The organism is Altericroceibacterium indicum (genome assembly GCF_009828105.1).
GTDB lineage: Bacteria > Pseudomonadota > Alphaproteobacteria > Sphingomonadales > Sphingomonadaceae > Altericroceibacterium > Altericroceibacterium indicum.
On sequence record NZ_WTYQ01000001.1, the window covers coordinates 756298 to 773193 of the forward strand.

General features: G+C 53.1%; 16 protein-coding genes. 9 read left to right on the forward strand and 7 right to left on the reverse strand.

All coding sequences use genetic code 11. The features are described 5' to 3' along the window. Nucleotides 1-10 precede the first annotated feature (10 nt). Complete coding sequence (locus GRI39_RS03755; protein ID WP_160738309.1) at nt 11-1057, reverse strand: rod shape-determining protein; 1047 nt, start codon at nt 1055-1057, stop codon at nt 11-13. Between the two features lie 180 nt (nt 1058-1237). Here GRI39_RS03755 and mutL point away from each other — a divergent pair, with 180 nt between their 5' ends. Further along, the gene (gene mutL, locus GRI39_RS03760; protein ID WP_160738310.1) at nt 1238-3100 is read left to right on the forward strand and encodes a DNA mismatch repair endonuclease MutL; all 1863 of its coding nucleotides are present in this window, start codon (nt 1238-1240) and stop codon (nt 3098-3100) included. Beyond that, complete coding sequence (locus tag GRI39_RS03765) at nt 3100-3600, forward strand: hypothetical protein (protein ID WP_160738311.1); 501 nt, start codon at nt 3100-3102, stop codon at nt 3598-3600. The genes mutL and GRI39_RS03765 overlap by 1 nt, the downstream gene beginning before the upstream one ends. A 52-nt stretch (nt 3601-3652) precedes the next feature. On the opposite strand, the gene GRI39_RS03770 is transcribed toward GRI39_RS03765, so the two are convergent. From GRI39_RS03770 to GRI39_RS03780, 3 genes are all read right to left on the reverse strand, one after another. Continuing rightward, nucleotides 3653-4450 (reverse strand): DUF1206 domain-containing protein, encoded by a 798-nt coding sequence (locus GRI39_RS03770; RefSeq protein ID WP_160738312.1) that lies wholly within the window; start codon nt 4448-4450, stop codon nt 3653-3655. Nucleotides 4451-4521: 71 nt separating this feature from the next. Continuing rightward, nucleotides 4522-5232 (reverse strand): NYN domain-containing protein, encoded by a 711-nt coding sequence (locus GRI39_RS03775; protein WP_160738313.1) that lies wholly within the window; start codon nt 5230-5232, stop codon nt 4522-4524. A 60-nt stretch (nt 5233-5292) separates the two neighbouring features. Beyond that, nucleotides 5293-5946, reverse strand: coding sequence for a carbonic anhydrase (locus tag GRI39_RS03780; protein ID WP_160738314.1), 654 nt, complete (start codon nt 5944-5946; stop codon nt 5293-5295). 58 nt (nt 5947-6004) lie between these two features. Here GRI39_RS03780 and lipA point away from each other — a divergent pair, with 58 nt between their 5' ends. Further along, entirely contained in the window at nt 6005-6952 is a 948-nt protein-coding gene (lipA, locus tag GRI39_RS03785; protein ID WP_160738315.1) for a lipoyl synthase, read from the forward strand. Next, nucleotides 6952-7410, forward strand: coding sequence for a type II toxin-antitoxin system RatA family toxin (locus GRI39_RS03790; RefSeq protein WP_160738316.1), 459 nt, complete (start codon nt 6952-6954; stop codon nt 7408-7410). Before lipA ends, GRI39_RS03790 begins: the two co-directional genes overlap by 1 nt. Here GRI39_RS03790 and GRI39_RS03795 read toward each other — a convergent pair. The 3 genes from GRI39_RS03795 to GRI39_RS03805 are packed head-to-tail and all read right to left on the reverse strand — an operon-like array spanning nt 7371 to nt 9555. Next, complete coding sequence (locus GRI39_RS03795) at nt 7371-7868, reverse strand: CinA family protein (RefSeq protein WP_160738317.1); 498 nt, start codon at nt 7866-7868, stop codon at nt 7371-7373. The two genes, GRI39_RS03790 and GRI39_RS03795, sit on opposite strands and share 40 nt — an antisense overlap. Then, nucleotides 7865-8401, reverse strand: coding sequence for a hypothetical protein (locus GRI39_RS03800; protein ID WP_160738318.1), 537 nt, complete (start codon nt 8399-8401; stop codon nt 7865-7867). The genes GRI39_RS03795 and GRI39_RS03800 overlap by 4 nt, the downstream gene beginning before the upstream one ends. Before the next feature lie 8 nt (nt 8402-8409). Beyond that, entirely contained in the window at nt 8410-9555 is a 1146-nt protein-coding gene (locus GRI39_RS03805; protein ID WP_160738319.1) for a bifunctional 2-C-methyl-D-erythritol 4-phosphate cytidylyltransferase/2-C-methyl-D-erythritol 2,4-cyclodiphosphate synthase, read from the reverse strand. A gap of 77 nt (nt 9556-9632) precedes the next feature. Here GRI39_RS03805 and dusB point away from each other — a divergent pair, with 77 nt between their 5' ends. The 5 genes from dusB to ntrX all read left to right on the forward strand — a co-directional run bounded on the left by dusB (nt 9633) and on the right by ntrX (nt 16878). After that, nucleotides 9633-10649: a tRNA dihydrouridine synthase DusB gene (gene dusB / locus GRI39_RS03810; RefSeq protein WP_160738320.1), complete on the forward strand. Its 1017-nt coding sequence runs from the start codon at nt 9633-9635 to the stop codon at nt 10647-10649. Further along, nucleotides 10646-11710: a two-component system sensor histidine kinase NtrB gene (locus GRI39_RS03815; protein ID WP_343033280.1), complete on the forward strand. Its 1065-nt coding sequence runs from the start codon at nt 10646-10648 to the stop codon at nt 11708-11710. The genes dusB and GRI39_RS03815 overlap by 4 nt, the downstream gene beginning before the upstream one ends. Nucleotides 11711-11723: 13 nt before the next feature. Further along, the gene (locus GRI39_RS03820) at nt 11724-13136 is read left to right on the forward strand and encodes a sigma-54-dependent transcriptional regulator (protein WP_160738321.1); all 1413 of its coding nucleotides are present in this window, start codon (nt 11724-11726) and stop codon (nt 13134-13136) included. 105 nt (nt 13137-13241) lie between these two features. Next, complete coding sequence (locus tag GRI39_RS03825) at nt 13242-15476, forward strand: sensor histidine kinase (RefSeq protein ID WP_160738322.1); 2235 nt, start codon at nt 13242-13244, stop codon at nt 15474-15476. Between the two features lie 22 nt (nt 15477-15498). Further along, nucleotides 15499-16878, forward strand: coding sequence for a nitrogen assimilation response regulator NtrX (gene ntrX, locus GRI39_RS03830; protein WP_160738323.1), 1380 nt, complete (start codon nt 15499-15501; stop codon nt 16876-16878). The last annotated feature ends 18 nt before the right edge of the window (nt 16879-16896 follow it).

Consider the following 16896-nt stretch of genomic DNA (forward strand, 5'->3'; position numbering starts at 1 on the left):
GTAATGAGAGTTACGCGGTCATCAGAACGCCACGATACATCGGATCTTCCATCGCCCGGCCAGTACCAAGGGCAACGCAAGAAAGCGGGTCTTCAGCAATGCTGACAGGGAGCCCGGTTTCTTCACGCAGGCAATCATCAAGACCACGAATCAACGCACCACCACCGGTGAGCACAATGCCTTGATCGACAATGTCAGCGGCCAGTTCGGGAGCGGTGTTTTCAAGCGCAATGCGCACGCCTTCAATGATCGCACCAATGGGTTCGGACAGTGCGTCAGCAACATGTGCCTGATTGATCGAAATTTCCTTGGGAACACCGTTCACCAGATCGCGACCTTTGATATTAATGGTTTCACCAACGCCGTCTTCCGGAGCCATGGCAATACCATATTGCTTCTTGATCCGTTCCGCTGTGGATTCACCAATCAAAAGGTTATGGTGCCGGCGTACATAGGAGACGATGGCTTCATCCATCTTGTCACCACCGGTGCGGACGCTCGTGGTGTAGGCAAGGCCGCGCAGTGAAAGAACGGCCACTTCCGTGGTGCCACCGCCGATATCGACCACCATGGAACCGACAGGTTCGGTGACAGGCATATCAGCACCAATGGCCGCAGCCATCGGTTCGAGAATCAGGAAAACTTCAGAAGCACCAGCATTGGAAGCGGCATCGCGTATCGCGCGGCGCTCAACCGAAGTGGAACCTGATGGGACGCAAATAACGATTTCAGGATAGCGAAACAGGCTCTTCTTACCATGAACTTTGCGGATGAAGTGCTTGATCATTTCTTCCGCAATTTCAATGTCGGCAATCACACCATCACGTAACGGGCGGATGGCTTCGATGCTGTCAGGAGTTTTGCCCATCATCAGCTTCGCATCATCGCCGACAGCCTTGACGCGCTTGATCCCATTGAGGGTTTCTATCGCCACCACAGACGGTTCATTGAGGACTATTCCGCGATCCTGGACGTATACCAACGTGTTGGCCGTACCAAGGTCGATTGCCATGTTCTGCGAGCCGAACTTGAAGAACTTGGAAAAGAAAGAACTCATTGATTAATCCGTCTGATCCCGGCGAAGAGGCGCAATAATTACGCAGGACAACCGGTTTGGCCTGTGGGAAGAGGCTCCTTAACGCAACATTGTACGAAACGCCAAAAATTTATGACCAAAACGGTGGAGTTTTACACTGCCTAACTCGAATTCACGACAGTTCACCGCTAAGGTGGTGCCATGGCTATAATCAGAAGGCTCCCTGAAAACCTCGTTAACCGAATAGCGGCCGGCGAAGTTGTTGAAAGACCAGCATCCGCTTTGAAAGAGCTGGTTGAAAATGCGGTGGATTCGGGAGCGGCGCGCATTGCCATTTCGATCATCGAAGGCGGGCTTGCGCAGGTTGAAGTCACTGACGATGGCTGCGGAATGAGCGCAGAGCAGATGTCCCTTGCGCTGGAGCGTCATGCGACCTCTAAATTACCCGAAAGCCTGGTGGGTGAAGAAGGCGCGATTGAGCGTGTGTGCACGCTGGGCTTTCGCGGTGAAGCCCTCCCATCCATTGCCAGCGTCGCCAAACTGACATTGGAAAGCCGTGTCAGGGGCGCGGAAACTGGCTGGAAACGGGTGGTTGATCATGGGATGTTGGTCGAAGAAGGTCCTGCGGCTTTACCGCCCGGCACCCGGGTCAGAGTGGAAAATCTCTTTGGCAAAGTACCTGCCCGACGAAAGTTTCTGCGCACTGCGCGCAGTGAATATGCAGCCTGCCTGGATGTGGTTCGGCGACTCGCGATGGCGCGCCCGGATATCGCTTTCACTTTTGAACATGGCGGGCGGCGTATTCTCAATTTGCAGGCAGGTGAGCCGGTTGAAAATCGCGTGGCGCAAATTGTAGCGCGCGAACTGGCTGACAATGGTGTGCTGATTGATTTCCAGCGCGATGCCATAAGGTTGACCGGGGTTGCTGGGCTGCCAACCTATAACCGTGGGGTGGCCGATCATCAGTATCTCTTCGTCAATGGCCGGCCAGTGAAGGATCGTTTGCTGACGGGGGCAGTGCGCGGGGCCTATGCTGATATGCTGGCGCGTGATCGCCATGCTGTGCTTGCGCTTTTTCTTACCCTTCCGGTCGAAGATGTGGACGTGAATGTCCATCCGGCGAAAACCGAAGTCCGATTTCGTGACGCACCGGGTGTGCGCGGATTTTTGGTTTCCGGGCTCCGGCAGGCGTTGGCCACGGGAGATAAACGGAGTGCGCAGGAGCCCTCTGCTGATGCCATGGAGCGTTGGCAAAGCGAACCTGTTCGAGACGAGCCTTCACCTGCTTTGCGATCAATGTTTCAGGGTCGCGACTGGTCTGGCAGTGCGCATTCCGTAAAAGAAGGCCGTTCAGCATTTGCGGGTCTTTCGTCCCCCACTGCTGCGTTGCCTTCCATGATGGATGATTATACGCCGCAAGATCTTGCCGTCCCACAAGGACGGGCGGAGACGGCCGAAGAACTACCTGAAAATTCAGAGGAATATCCTCTTGGCATTGCTCGAGGCCAAGTAGCTAACACCTATATCGTTGCAGAGGCTGCGGATGGGTTGGTTATCGTGGATCAGCATGCAGCCCATGAACGGCTTGTGCTTGAACGGCTGAAGGCTGCAGGGACCAATGCGAAACTCTCTGCCAGCCAGGCGTTATTGATGCCGGAAGTGGTGGAGCTGGAAGAGCCTGATTGCGACCGTCTGGAAGAGCATGCGGGCAAATTTGCAGAGCTTGGCCTTACTCTTGAGCGCTTTGGTCCCAATGCAATGCTGGTGCGTTCTTTGCCCGCATCATTACCCAAAGCTGACCCGCAAAAGCTGTTGCAGGATATCGCTGATGATCTTGCTCAGCATGGCGAAGCGCTTTTACTGGGTGAGAAGATTGATTATGTATTGGCCACAATGGCTTGTCACGGTTCGGTGAGGGCAGGGCGGGTGCTCAATGTGGCTGAGATGAATGCATTGTTGCGTGAAATGGAAAGAACACCGCGTTCAGGGCAGTGCAATCATGGACGACCCACCTGGGTGAAACTTTCCATGGCAGACGTTGAAAAGCTTTTCGGGAGGCATTGATGCGAGTTTTGTTGCTGGGCGCTCTGGTTTTCCTTGCAGCGTGTGGGCAAACGCTCACGCCTGAAGAAAAGGCTGCCAGCGATGCGAGGGACATTGCAATGGTTAAAAAAGCGCAGGAGCAAGCCAAGCCACCTTTGCAGGCTATTGTTCCTGATCCGATCAGTTGGGCTGATATGGAAGAGAACGACATCGCCGGTGCAAGTTGCAAATATGCGCCGGGTACGAGCCTTGGCACCCGGGTGATTGCGATGCCTGAAGTCGCTTATGTGAAGTTGAATGGAAAACTGGTCCGACTAGCCAGGGACATTGGCGCGCAGAAATTACCGTTGGATACCTGGTCTCAATATGACGGAAAAAGTTATTCGCTGAAACTCAGCATATCTGGCGATGGACGCAGCGCAGAGGACGGCACAACCAGCTATGACGGTAGTGTCATATTAAAAGACCCCTATAATCGTATAGTTTACGACGGTTCGGGTCTTGCCCAATGCGGTAGTTAAATGACTATGGAGTGCAGCGGTGCTTTCGTTAACAAAAGCACCACTGCACTTGTTAGTTGCGGAAGGAAGGCTTCAAGCCTTGCGAACCCAGATCGGGAATAATTCGATAGCGAGCCATGAACATGCTGAAGATGCCGAACAGCAAGAAGCCAACCGCCACTAAAGTGTAAAGCGATCCATTATCGGCAAGAGACGATATCGCCTCCCCCAATGTCTTCACCTGTGCGCTGCTTGATGCCCAGGCTGATTGCACGAGCGACCAGCCAATGATGACGAAAACAACCGCTCTTGCGAGGAAACCTGCACGACCCAGCCATTCTACAAAGTCTGGCGCTCGGTTGGAAATGCGTTGCATAAAGCTGGCAGTGATGCCTTTTTTTGCCTGAGCCAACCCGGCTAGGAAAAAGGCGATGCCTAACAAGCCAACTAGAAAGCCACCGAAACTCACTGACAATACGGTGCCGGCGGCCTGTTCTGCCGTATCGCTACCGCCGGATGAGCCGCTACCACTTGCAAATTGAAACGCCGTGTAGGCCAGTACGAAATGAGCAAATGCGCTGCCTGCGTGCCCTGCGCGATGCGCAATCCCCGTTTTATCGCTCCCATAATTCTCAATGTCGAACAATGGTGAGCAGAGGCGATAAAGGCCATATCCGAGCAGACCCAATGCGGCTGCATATAGAAGGACTGTTCCACCAGGAACTTTTTGCAAATAAGAAAACGAGCCTGATGGCCCGTCACTATGTCCTTTACTGGACAGTGCAAGATAACCGATCAGGGCATACACCACGCCACGCGCGGCAAAGCCTAATCTGACCAACCACCTAAATTTTTCTGACTTATCAACCATAATCGACCCTCTGTTGCCTGTTGCTGCAACGTGGTGGTCAATGATTGGTGCCCAGTTAGATGGTGAGTCTTCTAGTGCAGGCGCTTTATATAGAGCTGATTATCGGATTTGCGCTCCAGCTTGAAATTATCGCTCGCTTTAATGAGGTCCGATAGTCGCTTATACCCATGATTGCGAACATCAAAGCTGGAGCGGTTGCCCGCAATCTGGCCAACTTCCTGCAATTTGGCAAATCCATCATCGTCCCTGCTTGCAGCCCGCCATGCGTCACCAAGCAATTCGATCAAATCCTGATCGATAGGGTTTTGGGAACGGCCTTCGCCATTGTCTTCGCTTGTTGTAGTGATGAGCTTGTCGACATCAATATAACGGGTGCATGAGGTCTTGAAGGCTTCTGGAGCCTGCGCACTGCCGAAACCATAAACAACCAATCCATCTTGCCGAAGCCGTGTGACAAGCGGTGTAAAGTCACTGTCAGAGCTCATAATGCCAAAACCATCGACCTTGCCAGCATAGAGCAGGTCCATGGCATCGATGGTCATTGCCATATCTGTGGCGTTTTTGCCTTTGGTCAGGTCGAATTGCTGCTGGGGTTGAAGGCCAAAACGATTGGTGATCGTGCTCCATTTATGCAGCGCAGGTTTGGCCCAATTGCCATAGGCTCTGCGGATATTGACTTGTCCCAGTTCGGCAAGAACTGTGAGCACAGGATCAATCCCATGGTAACTGGCATTGTCTGCGTCGATAAGCAGGGCGATGTTGTTGAGGAGGGGGTCAGCCATTATCGATTGAGTGTCGCAAGACTAAACCCCGCTGGCAAGATGCCAAATTCCCCATTTAAATTATTGAACGGGAGAAAATTCTCCGGTTTCTTCATCCAGCAGATGTAAAAGCCCGTCCGAGATGGCAAAATAGGCGCCGCGCAGCTTGAGCCTGCCGCTGGCCTCCTTTGATTGCACACATGGGAAGGTTCTCAGATGGTCCAGGCTAACCTTGACGCCTGCCATTTCCATGGCCTTTTCTGCTTCTCGCCCTGTCGTGCCCAGCTTTTCGGCAATCGGCGCGCGCGCATCATCCAGCATGGAAATCCAATTGGCGACAAAGCCGCCTTGTCCAGGTTCAGCGCCATGCAGTTCTTGTGTCAGTGCAGCCTTACAGCCACCGCACATACCATGCCCCATGACCACAACTTCACTCACTCGCAAAACCTGCACAGCAAATTCCAGCGCAGCAGAGACACCATGGTGCCCGGGGTTGGTTTCAAAAGGGGGGACCATCGCGGCGACATTGCGCACCACGAAAATCTCTCCGGGGCTGACATCAAAGATTTCTGATGGATCGACTCGGCTGTCTGAACAGGCGATCACCATCACGCGTGGTTCCTGACCTTTTTTCAAAGAGGCCCAGCGTTCGCGTTCGGTTCGCCAGCCTTTCTCGCGAAAACGTTGATAGCCTGAGATGAGTTCTTGGAGTTCGGGAGAAATTTTATGCGACATGGGTCTGCTGATGCACCGTACCATTGCCAGTGGCAAGAGGGATGACTAAGTGACCCCCATGAACGATATGTCTGCAGCGCCTCGCCCTGAACGTCAGCGCAAGCCCGATTGGATCCGTGTAAAAGCCCCTGTGAGCAAGGGCTACCATGAAACGCGCCAGTTGATGCGTGATCTCAGTCTCAACACTGTGTGTGAAGAGGCTGCTTGCCCGAACATTGGCGAGTGCTGGACGAAGAAACACGCCACGGTAATGATCCTTGGCGATGTTTGCACGCGCGCATGTGCTTTCTGTAATGTCAAAACTGGGATGCCCCGTAAGGTCGATCCGCTTGAGCCTGAGCATACGGCTCTTGCTGCTGCAAAGATGGGCCTGGAGCATATCGTGATCACTTCGGTCGATCGTGATGATTTGCCAGATGGCGGAGCAGGGCAGTTTGTCAAAGTTATTAAGGCTTTGCGCCGTGAAACGCCCAACACGACCATTGAAATACTGACGCCAGATTTCCGCGGTAAAATGCGTGCTTCTATCGAAGCGATTTGTGAAGCCGGGCCGGATGTGTTCAATCACAATCTGGAAACTGTCCCGCGGCTTTATCCAACGATCCGCCCGGGTGCACGCTATTACTCATCCTTGCGCTTGCTTGAGGAAGTAAAGGCGCATGATCCGATGATCTTTACAAAATCGGGCATGATGCTCGGTCTTGGCGAGCAGCGCCTGGAAGTCCATCAGGTGATGGATGACATGCGTTCAGCACAGATAGACTTCATTACATTGGGCCAATATCTTCAGCCCACACCGAAGCACGCGAAGGTTGAAGATTTTGTAAAGCCTCAGGTGTTTGATGCATATGGCTCGATCGCTCGGGCAAAGGGTTTTCTGCAGGTCGCATCCAGCCCGCTCACACGTTCGAGCTATCATGCTGGTGAAGATTTTGCCCAGATGCGTGATGCCCGCGCAGCAAAGCTTGCCAAAGCGCAAAATAAGCCGGGTAAGAAAGACATCTGATGCCCGGTATTCAGGAAACACGCCGCCTTCCGTACAGTGCGGCGCAGATGTTTGATCTGGTGGCCGATGTCGATAATTATCCGGAGTTTCTTCCCTGGGTAGTGGCGACCCGTATCCGTTCGGACGATGGCAGGGAAATGGTGGCCGACATGCTGGTGGGCTTCAAGGCTTTACGCGAGAAGTTTACATCCCGTGTTCATAAGGAGCGCCCACATCAATTGCGCGTCCAATATGTCGATGGTCCTTTGCGTGACCTCGATAATCTTTGGGTCTTTCGTGATATTGAAGGTGGTTGCGAAATCGACTTTAAAGTCGACTTCGCTTTTAAGAGCCGAATGTTTGAAGCGTTGGCCGGCCAGTATTTTGACCGTGCCTTTCGCAAAATGGTCAACGCATTTGAAACGCGCGCTGACGAACTTTATGGCAACAGCAATTCCAATGCGCATAGCGTAGCCTGACGGCGAACGTCGGAGCGGCTCTCTGCGTCGAAATTACGCAGTTCCGCTTCGGGTTCATCCACACCACGGATAGCACGGGCAAAGACCACGGTTCCAACCGGCTTTTGCTCTGTGCCACCATTTGGCCCAGCTACACCACTGATCGCTACCGCGACATCGGCTTCGCTATTTTCCAGCGCACCTTGTGCCATGGCGTAAACGCAGGCGATGGAAACAGCACCAAAGGTCTCAATGATATCGCTTTTGACATCGAGTTCTTGCTGCTTGGCTTCATTTGAATAGGTTACGAAACCACGGTCGAAAACTGCAGACGAGCCTGGAATTTCGGTGATTGCAGCGGCCACTAATCCGCCGGTGCAACTTTCAGCAAGACTGATCTTCCGGCCTGCAACCGCATTTTCTTCCACCACGCGGCGGGCCAGTGCGACGATTTCATCTGGGAGGAGGCTATCGGTCATTTCTTATCCAATGGGCAGATATTCAGTTTTTCTGGCGCTGCCAGAGTCATAACGAATGCAAAAATGCTTGCTGTTTCGTCCGGCTCCAACGGCGCTGCGATTTCAAGTCCATGCTCAATCATCACGCATTTTGAAGGTTTTATTTCTTCGCTAAGCTTTTGAAACAACATGCTATCAAGCAGTTCTTTTACAGTGGCAGGCGGCATTTGTTCCAGTATCTGCCCCATGCGCTGATCTGCATTACCGTTCCCTTGGCTAGCCAAGGCAATCAGTACTTTACGTGCGGTGGGCCAATTTGAATCCTTTTTTGCCTCATAGCGGGCGGCCAATTGAGAGGCCTGGGTTGCCATAAAGCCATCGGCCGGCAGTGTGTTGGCACATTTGCTCTGCGCGGCAGAAATGATGGTTGGCAAGGCATAGAGGGTCATCGCTTTGACCTCAGTTTCCTTAATGCAGCTCTGTGCGAAGGCTGCGGAGCTGTTCATTACCCCCAAAGCGGCAAGTGCACCGATCAGATATTTGCGTGTGGACATGAGGCTTGTCATTCTCCGTTACGGATTACCGTGGCGATGGCTTGTGATGCAATGCCTTCACGGCGTCCGGTAAAGCCGAGACGTTCAGTAGTAGTGGCTTTTACGCTGACTTGTTCGATATCAACGCTCAGCAGTTCAGCAAGTTTCCGGCGCATGGCATCACGATGCGGGCCAATTTTCGGCGCTTCACACATTAATGTAAGATCGACATTGCCGATACGATAGCCCGCCTTTGTAACCAGCGATACGGCATATTCAACAAAGCGTGAGGATCGCGCGCCCTTCCATTGTGGATCGCTGGGCGGAAAATGATCTCCAATATCGCCTGCGGCCACAGCGCCAAGCAGAGCATCGACCAGCGCATGAAGTCCGACATCTGCATCACTATGTCCGGAAAGACCGTGGTCATGGTCAATTTTCACCCCGCAAAGCCACAGCTCTTCACCGAGGGCAAGACGATGGACATCAAAGCCCATTCCGGTGCGAATGGCTGGCATCTGTTCCATAAAATCCTCAGCAAAAGTCAGTTTGTGGAGCTTCTCATCACCCATCACGAGAGCGACATCGCCGCCAGACGCGCGCAAAACCTGCGCATCATCTCCAGCTGTGCGGTCGCCATGCCACGCGCGATGAGCTGACAGAATAGCTTCAAAACGAAATGCCTGGGGGGTCTGTACCCTTCGTAGTTTTTCACGTTCGGTACTCCCAGTCATGAACCCATCACAGGCTACAACCAGACTGTCTACCACTGGCAGAACTGGAATGGCGCCTGCCTCTTTTTCGAGCACATCCATCAGGCGTATTATAACCGATTGTGGAAGATTGGGGCGCGCTGCATCGTGGATCAGGACATAGTCGGGTGAGTGCGCTTCAAGCGATTCGAGCGCTATATATACGGAATCCTGTCGCGATTCGCCGCCTGAAACCAGATGAACTGCTGGAATTCCATCAAGAGCCTGCCGCGCTTCATCTTCATAGCCAGCGGGAATAGCGACCACCAAAGGGGCCGCACCAGCATTTGCCAGCCGTTCCGCAGAATGGCGCAAAACGGGCTTTCCGCGCCAGAGCGCGAATTGCTTAGGGATGCTTTGTCCAGCGCGCAGGCCTTTGCCTGCAGCGACGATGATAGCTGCAAATGACGCTTTGTGTGCCATGGGGCGGGGCGCTAGCCGCTTGCGGGCTTGCCTGCAATCCACTATGCGGTTGCCTATTAATTAGGCACGTGATTGATATGACCGCAGTTCCCACCCCTCCGGCCTTGAAGCCCATCCGTATTGGTAACGTCGAAATCGACTGCCCAGTCGTCCTTGCGCCGATGACTGGTGTAACGGATATGCCGTTCCGCACGCTCGTCCGGCGCTACGGGTCAGGCCTCAATGTGACCGAAATGATCGCATCTCCGGCAGCCATTCGGGAAACCCGGCAGTCGTTACAAAAGGCTGCCTGGCATCCTGCTGAAAATCCAGTGTCGATGCAGCTTGTGGGGTGCACGCCGGACGAGATGGGCGAGGCGGCCAAACTGAATGAAGATCGCGGGGCGGCGATTATTGATATCAATATGGGCTGTCCGGTGCGCAAGGTTACCAATGGCTATGCCGGCTCTGCACTTATGCGCGAAGTGCCGCTGGCGACCCGGTTGATTGAGGCCACCGTAAAGGCCGTTAAAGTGCCGGTGACAGTCAAAATGCGCATGGGCTGGGATCATGATTCCCTTAATGCGGCAGAGCTTGCGCGCATCGCAGAAGATATCGGCGCGCAGATGATTACCGTCCATGGCCGCACGCGCAATCAGATGTACAAAGGTCAGGCTGACTGGAAGTTCATCCGCAGCGTAAAAGATGCTGTCTCTATTCCAGTGATCGCCAATGGCGATATTTGTAATGTTGAAGATGCAGCCCAAGCGCTTGAACAGAGTGGAGCAGATGGGATTATGATCGGGCGGGGTGCCTATGGCAAACCATGGCTGCTTGGCCAGGTTATGCATTGGTGGCGCACTGGCGAAACTATCCCGACACCCAATTTTGATGAGCAATATGGCGTCTTGATCGAACATTATCGCGCTATGCTTGACCATTATGGAACACAGGTGGGTGTGAAGATCGCGCGCAAACACCTCGGTTGGTACACCAAGGGTATGCATGGCTCAGCAGAATTCAGAAATCATGCCAATTTCATTGATGATCCTGAGCAGGTGCTGGGCGAAATTGCGCGGTTCTACGAACCGTTTTTGAATCGCTGCGCTGCGTGATTCCTAATCCGGGCAATCCGATTAATCCGCGGATTCTGCTGAACAGTCTCGGCATTGCGGTGCTTTTGCTGGAGCCCGACCTTACGATAGCGCAAAGCAATCCTGCGGCTGAACAACTCATTGGCTTGAGTGTTCGAAGGCTTGTCGGCCGTAAGCTTGGCGAGATTGTAACCTTTGAAGGTGAGCGGCTGACGAGCTTTCTGGCGCGTGGAGACGCGCAGCTTTCCGCCCATTCGGTCGCAACCCGTTTTCTTGAGGGGCCACCGGTTCGCCTCGACATTATGCTATCGCCCGTGATTGGATATCACGGCTGGCAATTGCTCACCCTGCAGGAAGTGGGCACTGGAGATATTCTGCGTGGTGCCGAAGAGCCTTCACTGCGGGCGCCCGCTATTCTGGCCCATGAAATCAAGAATCCGCTTTCAGCCATTCGTGGTGCGGCACAATTGATTGCCCGAAAGGTGAGCGATCAGGACAAGTCGCTGACTACGCTGATCACAAGCGAAGTGGACCGGATTGCCAAGCTGATTGATCGGATGCAACGGCTCGGTCGGGAACAAGCTGATCCGGTTGCCCCCTGTAATCTTCACGAGATTATTCGCCGTGCTGCAGATGTGACCAAGGCAGCAGGGATGCAGGGTGTCGATCTGATTGAGGAATTTGATCCATCTTTGCCACCTGTTTTAGCGAATGAAGATGGTTTGGTGCAGGTTTTGATCAACATCATCACCAATGCTCGAGATGCCTGCAAAAATACAGAGAATCCTCAAATCATATTGCGTACTCGATTTGTCAGTGGGTTGGTGCTGAATGCTATTCGCCTAGGCCGTCCAATCAGGTTGCCGATTGAAGTGCGTATCTCTGACAATGGGCCGGGTATCGACCCTGGTCTCACAGATCACATTTTCGAACCTTTCGTGAGCAGTAAAAAGAACGGGCAGGGGCTTGGCCTCGCACTAGTCAGTAAGCTGGTGCGGGACATGAATGGCCGAATAAGCCACGAGAGGGATGAGGCAGAAGGCTGGACGCATTTTCGCATCCATTTGCCATTGGCTAAATAGGGTAGGGGAAGCCATGAAACGCCGTGCTTTGCTGGTGGAAGACGACTTTTCAATCGCGACCGTAATTAAAACGGCACTGATTGCTGAAGGGTTGGATGTCGATCATTGTGACAATATTTCCGAACGAAATCATTTTCTTGAAGTAAATAGTTACGATGTAATGCTCACAGATGTTCTGCTGGCAGATGGAGATGGCATCGAAACTCTGAGCACTGTGTTGGAGCAATTTCCGGACCTTCCAGTTATTGTTTTATCTGCGCAGAACACGCTCGACACTGCGGTGCGCGCTACCAATACTGGCGCATTCGAATATTTCCCCAAGCCTTTCGATCTCGATGAATTGGTGCGGGCTGCCAAGCAGGCCGCCGAATCCATTAAAGCCAAAGGTGTCGAAGGTGAGCAGCAGGCTGAGGCACTGCCTCTGATTGGTCGCAGTCAGGCCATGCAGGACGTGTATCGTATGATTGCGCGGGTTCTGCGTAATGATCTGACCGTGCTTATTCTTGGGGAATCCGGTACGGGCAAAGAGTTGGTTGCCGAAGCAATTCATCAGCTTGGCCACCGTAAAAATGGTCCCTTTGTTGCGGTGAACACTGCTGCAATCCCCAAAGAACTGATCGAGAGTGAATTGTTCGGTCATGAGAAAGGGTCCTTCACTGGCGCAACCGCCCGAAGCATGGGTAAGTTTGAGCAGGCTGATGGTGGAACGCTGTTTCTGGATGAAATCGGCGACATGCCAGCAGAAGCGCAAACCCGCCTGCTGCGGGCCCTGCAATCCGGCCGGATACGTCGTGTGGGCGGAAATGAGGAGATAGCGATCAATGTTCGAATTGTGGCGGCAACCAACCGTGATCTGGAGCCATTGATTGCCGATGGCCGGTTTCGGGAAGATCTCTATTACCGGCTTAATGTTGTGCCTATTCAGCTACCTCCACTTCGGGAGCGCAGCGATGATATTGAACCTCTTGCAAACCACTTTTTGACAATCGCTGCACGCGAAGGTCTGTCGCAACATCGGTTGTCCAGTGCAGCAGTTACTCTATTGTCTCAAATGCCATGGCGCGGAAATGTGCGAGAGTTGCGCAACTTTATGTATCGCGCCGCTCTGCTTTCCCGTGAAGAAGAGATTGATGTGGCCACTATTCGGTCACTCACTGAAGAACGCAGAAGCGAGCCACGCTTTTCGGAAGGGGCCGATTTTCACACCGCACTGCAGAACTGGCTGATGGTGTCAAACCCGGTGGCAGGCACTTTGTACCACTCGGCTTTGGCTGCCTTTGAAAAGCCATTGTTTGAACATGCGTTATCCGAAACAGAAGGTAACCAATTGCGAGCTGCGCAGTTATTGGGTATTAACCGTAATACCCTTAGAAAGCGGTTGGGTGATCTGGAAATTAACCCGGAACGCTTTAACGCAAAGGCGTAACCAAAAGTTATCCGTCTATTTTTCAATGCATTTCACCGCGGTTAAGGGAAGACAGCGCATTATACCCTTGCAAATTTACAACAGGATTGTTGTAAGTCAGCAACGATGCCCGGGAAGAACACAATAGATAGCGTCAAGAAGAGCAGGTCGACTCCGCGTTGGTGGCGCCGTACGTTGGTGACAGCCCGGCATGTGAACATTTTCGCCTGGCTGGAAATCGTCGCGGCATTGCTGTTGATGGTGATGCTGGTCATCACCTTTATCGCATTTTCCGCTCAGCCAAAGTCGGGGGAGTTGCTGCCATCGGGGCAGGCTGCAGCGCTTTTAGTCGGAACGCTCATACCAGCACTATCGCTGATCGTTCTGTTTGGCAGGCGGCGCGCTATCAAACGTGCTGGGGGGACCAGCGGCCGGCTGCATGTCAAATTGGTGTTCTTCTTTTCCCTTGTCGCAGCGGTTCCAACATTGATGGTGGCCGTTTTTGCCAGCTTTTTGTTCCAATCCGGCGTGGAGTTCTGGTTTTCTGACAATTCACGCGGAATTTTGGAGAATGCGAACAAGCTTGCCGAAGGATATTATGAGGAAAACCAGAAGGACCTTGGCGATGAAACCATCGCGATGGCAGGCGATCTTCGATATTATCTCCAGCAAAATTCACTCGCCAGTCCGGAATTTGCCGAAGGATATTCCTATCAGGTTGTGAGCCGTAAGCTGAACCGAAGCTCGATCCTCCAGCAGACTGACAATGGCGAGTTGAGAGTCGTAGCAATTGTTGATCCGGATCAGAACCCGGAGCCGCAAAGGGTGAAGCCTGAGTATATCAAGCGTTTGAAGGCTGGGGAATCCGTTGTCGTGATTGCAAGCCGCAAATTGCTTGAGGCCATCACTCCGATCGACGTGGATAGCGGTATCTACCTCTATAATGCACGTGATACTGGCACCATGGCACTGAGCCAGTGGAACCAGGCGCAAAGCGTGCTGCAATCCTATGACACGCTGACGGGGCGAGTGCGCTCATTGCAGGTGCGGTTCAATCTGGCGCTGTTCGGTATGTCACTGGCACTGGTGTGGCTCTCAGTCTGGTTTGCTTTACGCTTTGCAGACCGCCAGGTGAAACCGCTCACCGAACTCGTATCGGCCGCAAGGCGGGTCGGTGAGGGGAACTACGCTCTCAGGGTGGACGGGCGCACTGGGCCAGATGAAATTGGTCTGCTTAATCGCGCTTTCAACCGCATGACTGCGCAGATTGAGCAACAGACGACTGCGTTGATGAATGCCAACCATCAACTCGATGATCGGCGAGCCTTTACCGAGGCGGTGCTCGAATCCATTACCGCCGGAATTATTTCGCTTGATCGCAATATGCAGGTTCAGCTTATGAACAGCTCTGCGCAGGCATTGTTGCTCGATGGAGGGATTGACCAAGGAGCGCCTGTCGGCACGATGCTGAGTGACTTTGCCCCGCAATTTGCAAATTTGATCGAGAATGGCCATTCCACTGGAATTGTCCAGTATAACCATCATGGTGAATTACTGACGCTGGCAGCCAAAATTTCGCCTGCACCCAATGGCTGTGTGATTACATTTGAAGATATTACCCGGCAATTGCTGGATCAGCGACAAGCGGCATGGTCCGATGTTGCCCGGCGCATTGCGCATGAAATCAAGAACCCGCTAACCCCGATCCAGCTCGCAACGGAGCGTCTCAAACGCCGGTATCGCAAGCAAATTCATGAAGATGGCGAACTATTTGATGAATTGACTCGAACAATCGTTCGCCAGGTAGGTGATTTGCGCAAGATGGTTGATGAATTTTCATCATTCGCGCGCATTCCCAAGCCCATTTTCCGGCCGGAAGACCCGGTTGATCTCGTCCGCCAAGCTGTCTTCCTCCAGGAAGTTGCGCGTCAGGACATTGATTTCTCCTTTGAAAGTATCGGGGAAATTCCAAATGTCGATTGCGACCGTCATCAATTTGGTCAGGCCATGACCAATGTTCTGAAGAACGCGACAGAAGCGATTGAAGCACAGGTTGAAAAGTCAGGTCCAGATTACCGCGGCCGGATATCGGTCCAGATGATTACGAAGGGCAAGCGCGTTGAAGTGGCGATCAGTGACAATGGCATTGGCCTTCCGCAAGGTGCAGAACGTATTGTCGAACCTTACGTTACAACCCGAGAGAAGGGCACTGGCCTAGGCCTCGCGATCGTTAAGAAGATTATTGAAGAACATGGTGGCGAGATGATTTTCTCTCCCGCTGAAGGTGGTGGCACCCGCGTCACTTTGCAGTTTGCGCTAGATCCAGTTGCCGCAGTTCGCGGTTCGGAAGCCGCCGAATGACCGATTGTAAGGAGTATCTATAATGGCGCTCGATATCCTCGTAGTGGATGACGAGCAGGACATCCGCGAATTGGTTGCGGGCGTTCTGTCCGATGAAGGCTATGAATGTCGCACAGCAGGTACCAGCACGCGCGCGCTTGAGCTAATCGATGAAAAGAGACCTAGTCTCGTTCTGCTTGACGTGTGGTTGCATGGTAGCCCGATGGATGGCTTGGAAGTTCTTGACGAAATCAAGCAGCGTGAACCGGAACTGCCGGTTATCATTTTCTCCGGCCATGGCAATATTGATACAGCCGTTTCAGCCGTGAGCCGTGGTGCAGTCGATTTTCTGGAAAAACCTTTTGAAGCGGAGCGCTTGTTGCTTCTCGTCGAAAAGGCAACAGAGACAGAGAGCCTTCGGCGTGAAAATGCGCAGCTGCGCGAAGGTCTTATCAACAGCCAGGAATTTACCGGCAATTCGACGGTTATCAACCAGGTTCGAGCGACGCTTAAGCGGGTCGCCGGGACCGGAAGCCGGGTTCTGATCAGCGGCCCTGCAGGCTCGGGCAAAGAGGTTGCAGCAAGGTTGCTCCATGCTTGGAGCCCGCGTGCCGACAAGGCTTTTGTGACTGTCAGCTCGGCAAGAATCACGCCTGAACGTTTCGAGCAGGAATTGTTCGGTGAGGAGCAGGATGGCAAATTGGTCCTTCCGGGCTTACTGGAAAAGGCTGACGGCGGCACACTTTATCTTGATGAAGTGGCCGATATGCCTGCCAGCACACAGGCCCGGATCTTGAGAGTTCTGACCGATCAGAGCTTTGTCCGGGCAGGGGGTAATCGCCAGATCGGCGTTGATGTGCGTGTCGTGTCCTCTACTGCGCGTGATCTTGAAAAGGAAATTTCCGAAAAGCGGTTCCGTGAAGATTTGTTCTATCGCCTGAATGTCGTGCCGGTGAGCATTCCATCACTGGCGGAAAGGCGAGACGATATTCCGGCTTTGGCCGACCATTTCTTCACTCGTCTGGCACGTGAGCAAACACTTGAAGCGCCGGAAATTGCACCGGAAGCGATGGCCGCTTTGCAAGCCTATGATTGGCCAGGCAATGTCCGCCAATTGCGCAACGTGGTGGAACGGACCATCATCTTGGCACCGCGTGATCGTCTCAGTAGAATTGAGCCTGATATGCTGCCTGAAGAAGTGATGGGTGGAGCAGCGGACAGTAGTGCGGCCATCCCCTCGCTCATGGGCATTCCCCTGCGAGAGGCTCGCGAAAGCTTCGAGCGAGAGTACCTTCGCATCCAAATTCGACGTTTTTCAGGAAATATATCGAAAACCGCGGGTTTCATTGGTATGGAGCGATCAGCCCTGCACCGGAAGCTGAAATTGCTTGGCATGGGTGAACGCAACAAGGATGATGAATAAAGATTGGCAAAGCAGTTG

Excerpts from the sequence above, each read along its gene's own strand:
- GRI39_RS03780 (WP_160738314.1), bottom strand. The coding sequence starts at position 5,946 with ATGTCGCATAAAATTTCTCCCGAACTCCAAGAACTCATCTCAGGCTAT.
- GRI39_RS03770 (WP_160738312.1), bottom strand. The coding sequence starts at position 4,450 with ATGGTTGATAAGTCAGAAAAATTTAGGTGGTTGGTCAGATTAGGCTTT.
- GRI39_RS03805 (WP_160738319.1), bottom strand. The coding sequence starts at position 9,555 with ATGGCACACAAAGCGTCATTTGCAGCTATCATCGTCGCTGCAGGCAAA.
- GRI39_RS03775 (WP_160738313.1), bottom strand. The coding sequence starts at position 5,232 with ATGGCTGACCCCCTCCTCAACAACATCGCCCTGCTTATCGACGCAGAC.
- lipA (WP_160738315.1), top strand. The coding sequence starts at position 6,005 with ATGAACGATATGTCTGCAGCGCCTCGCCCTGAACGTCAGCGCAAGCCC.
- GRI39_RS03825 (WP_160738322.1), top strand. The coding sequence starts at position 13,242 with ATGCCCGGGAAGAACACAATAGATAGCGTCAAGAAGAGCAGGTCGACT.
- dusB (WP_160738320.1), top strand. The coding sequence starts at position 9,633 with ATGACCGCAGTTCCCACCCCTCCGGCCTTGAAGCCCATCCGTATTGGT.
- mutL (WP_160738310.1), top strand. The coding sequence starts at position 1,238 with ATGGCTATAATCAGAAGGCTCCCTGAAAACCTCGTTAACCGAATAGCG.
- ntrX (WP_160738323.1), top strand. The coding sequence starts at position 15,499 with ATGGCGCTCGATATCCTCGTAGTGGATGACGAGCAGGACATCCGCGAA.
- GRI39_RS03765 (WP_160738311.1), top strand. The coding sequence starts at position 3,100 with ATGCGAGTTTTGTTGCTGGGCGCTCTGGTTTTCCTTGCAGCGTGTGGG.
- GRI39_RS03790 (WP_160738316.1), top strand. The coding sequence starts at position 6,952 with ATGCCCGGTATTCAGGAAACACGCCGCCTTCCGTACAGTGCGGCGCAG.
- GRI39_RS03800 (WP_160738318.1), bottom strand. The coding sequence starts at position 8,401 with ATGTCCACACGCAAATATCTGATCGGTGCACTTGCCGCTTTGGGGGTA.
- GRI39_RS03795 (WP_160738317.1), bottom strand. The coding sequence starts at position 7,868 with ATGACCGATAGCCTCCTCCCAGATGAAATCGTCGCACTGGCCCGCCGC.
- GRI39_RS03755 (WP_160738309.1), bottom strand. The coding sequence starts at position 1,057 with ATGAGTTCTTTCTTTTCCAAGTTCTTCAAGTTCGGCTCGCAGAACATG.
- GRI39_RS03820 (WP_160738321.1), top strand. The coding sequence starts at position 11,724 with ATGAAACGCCGTGCTTTGCTGGTGGAAGACGACTTTTCAATCGCGACC.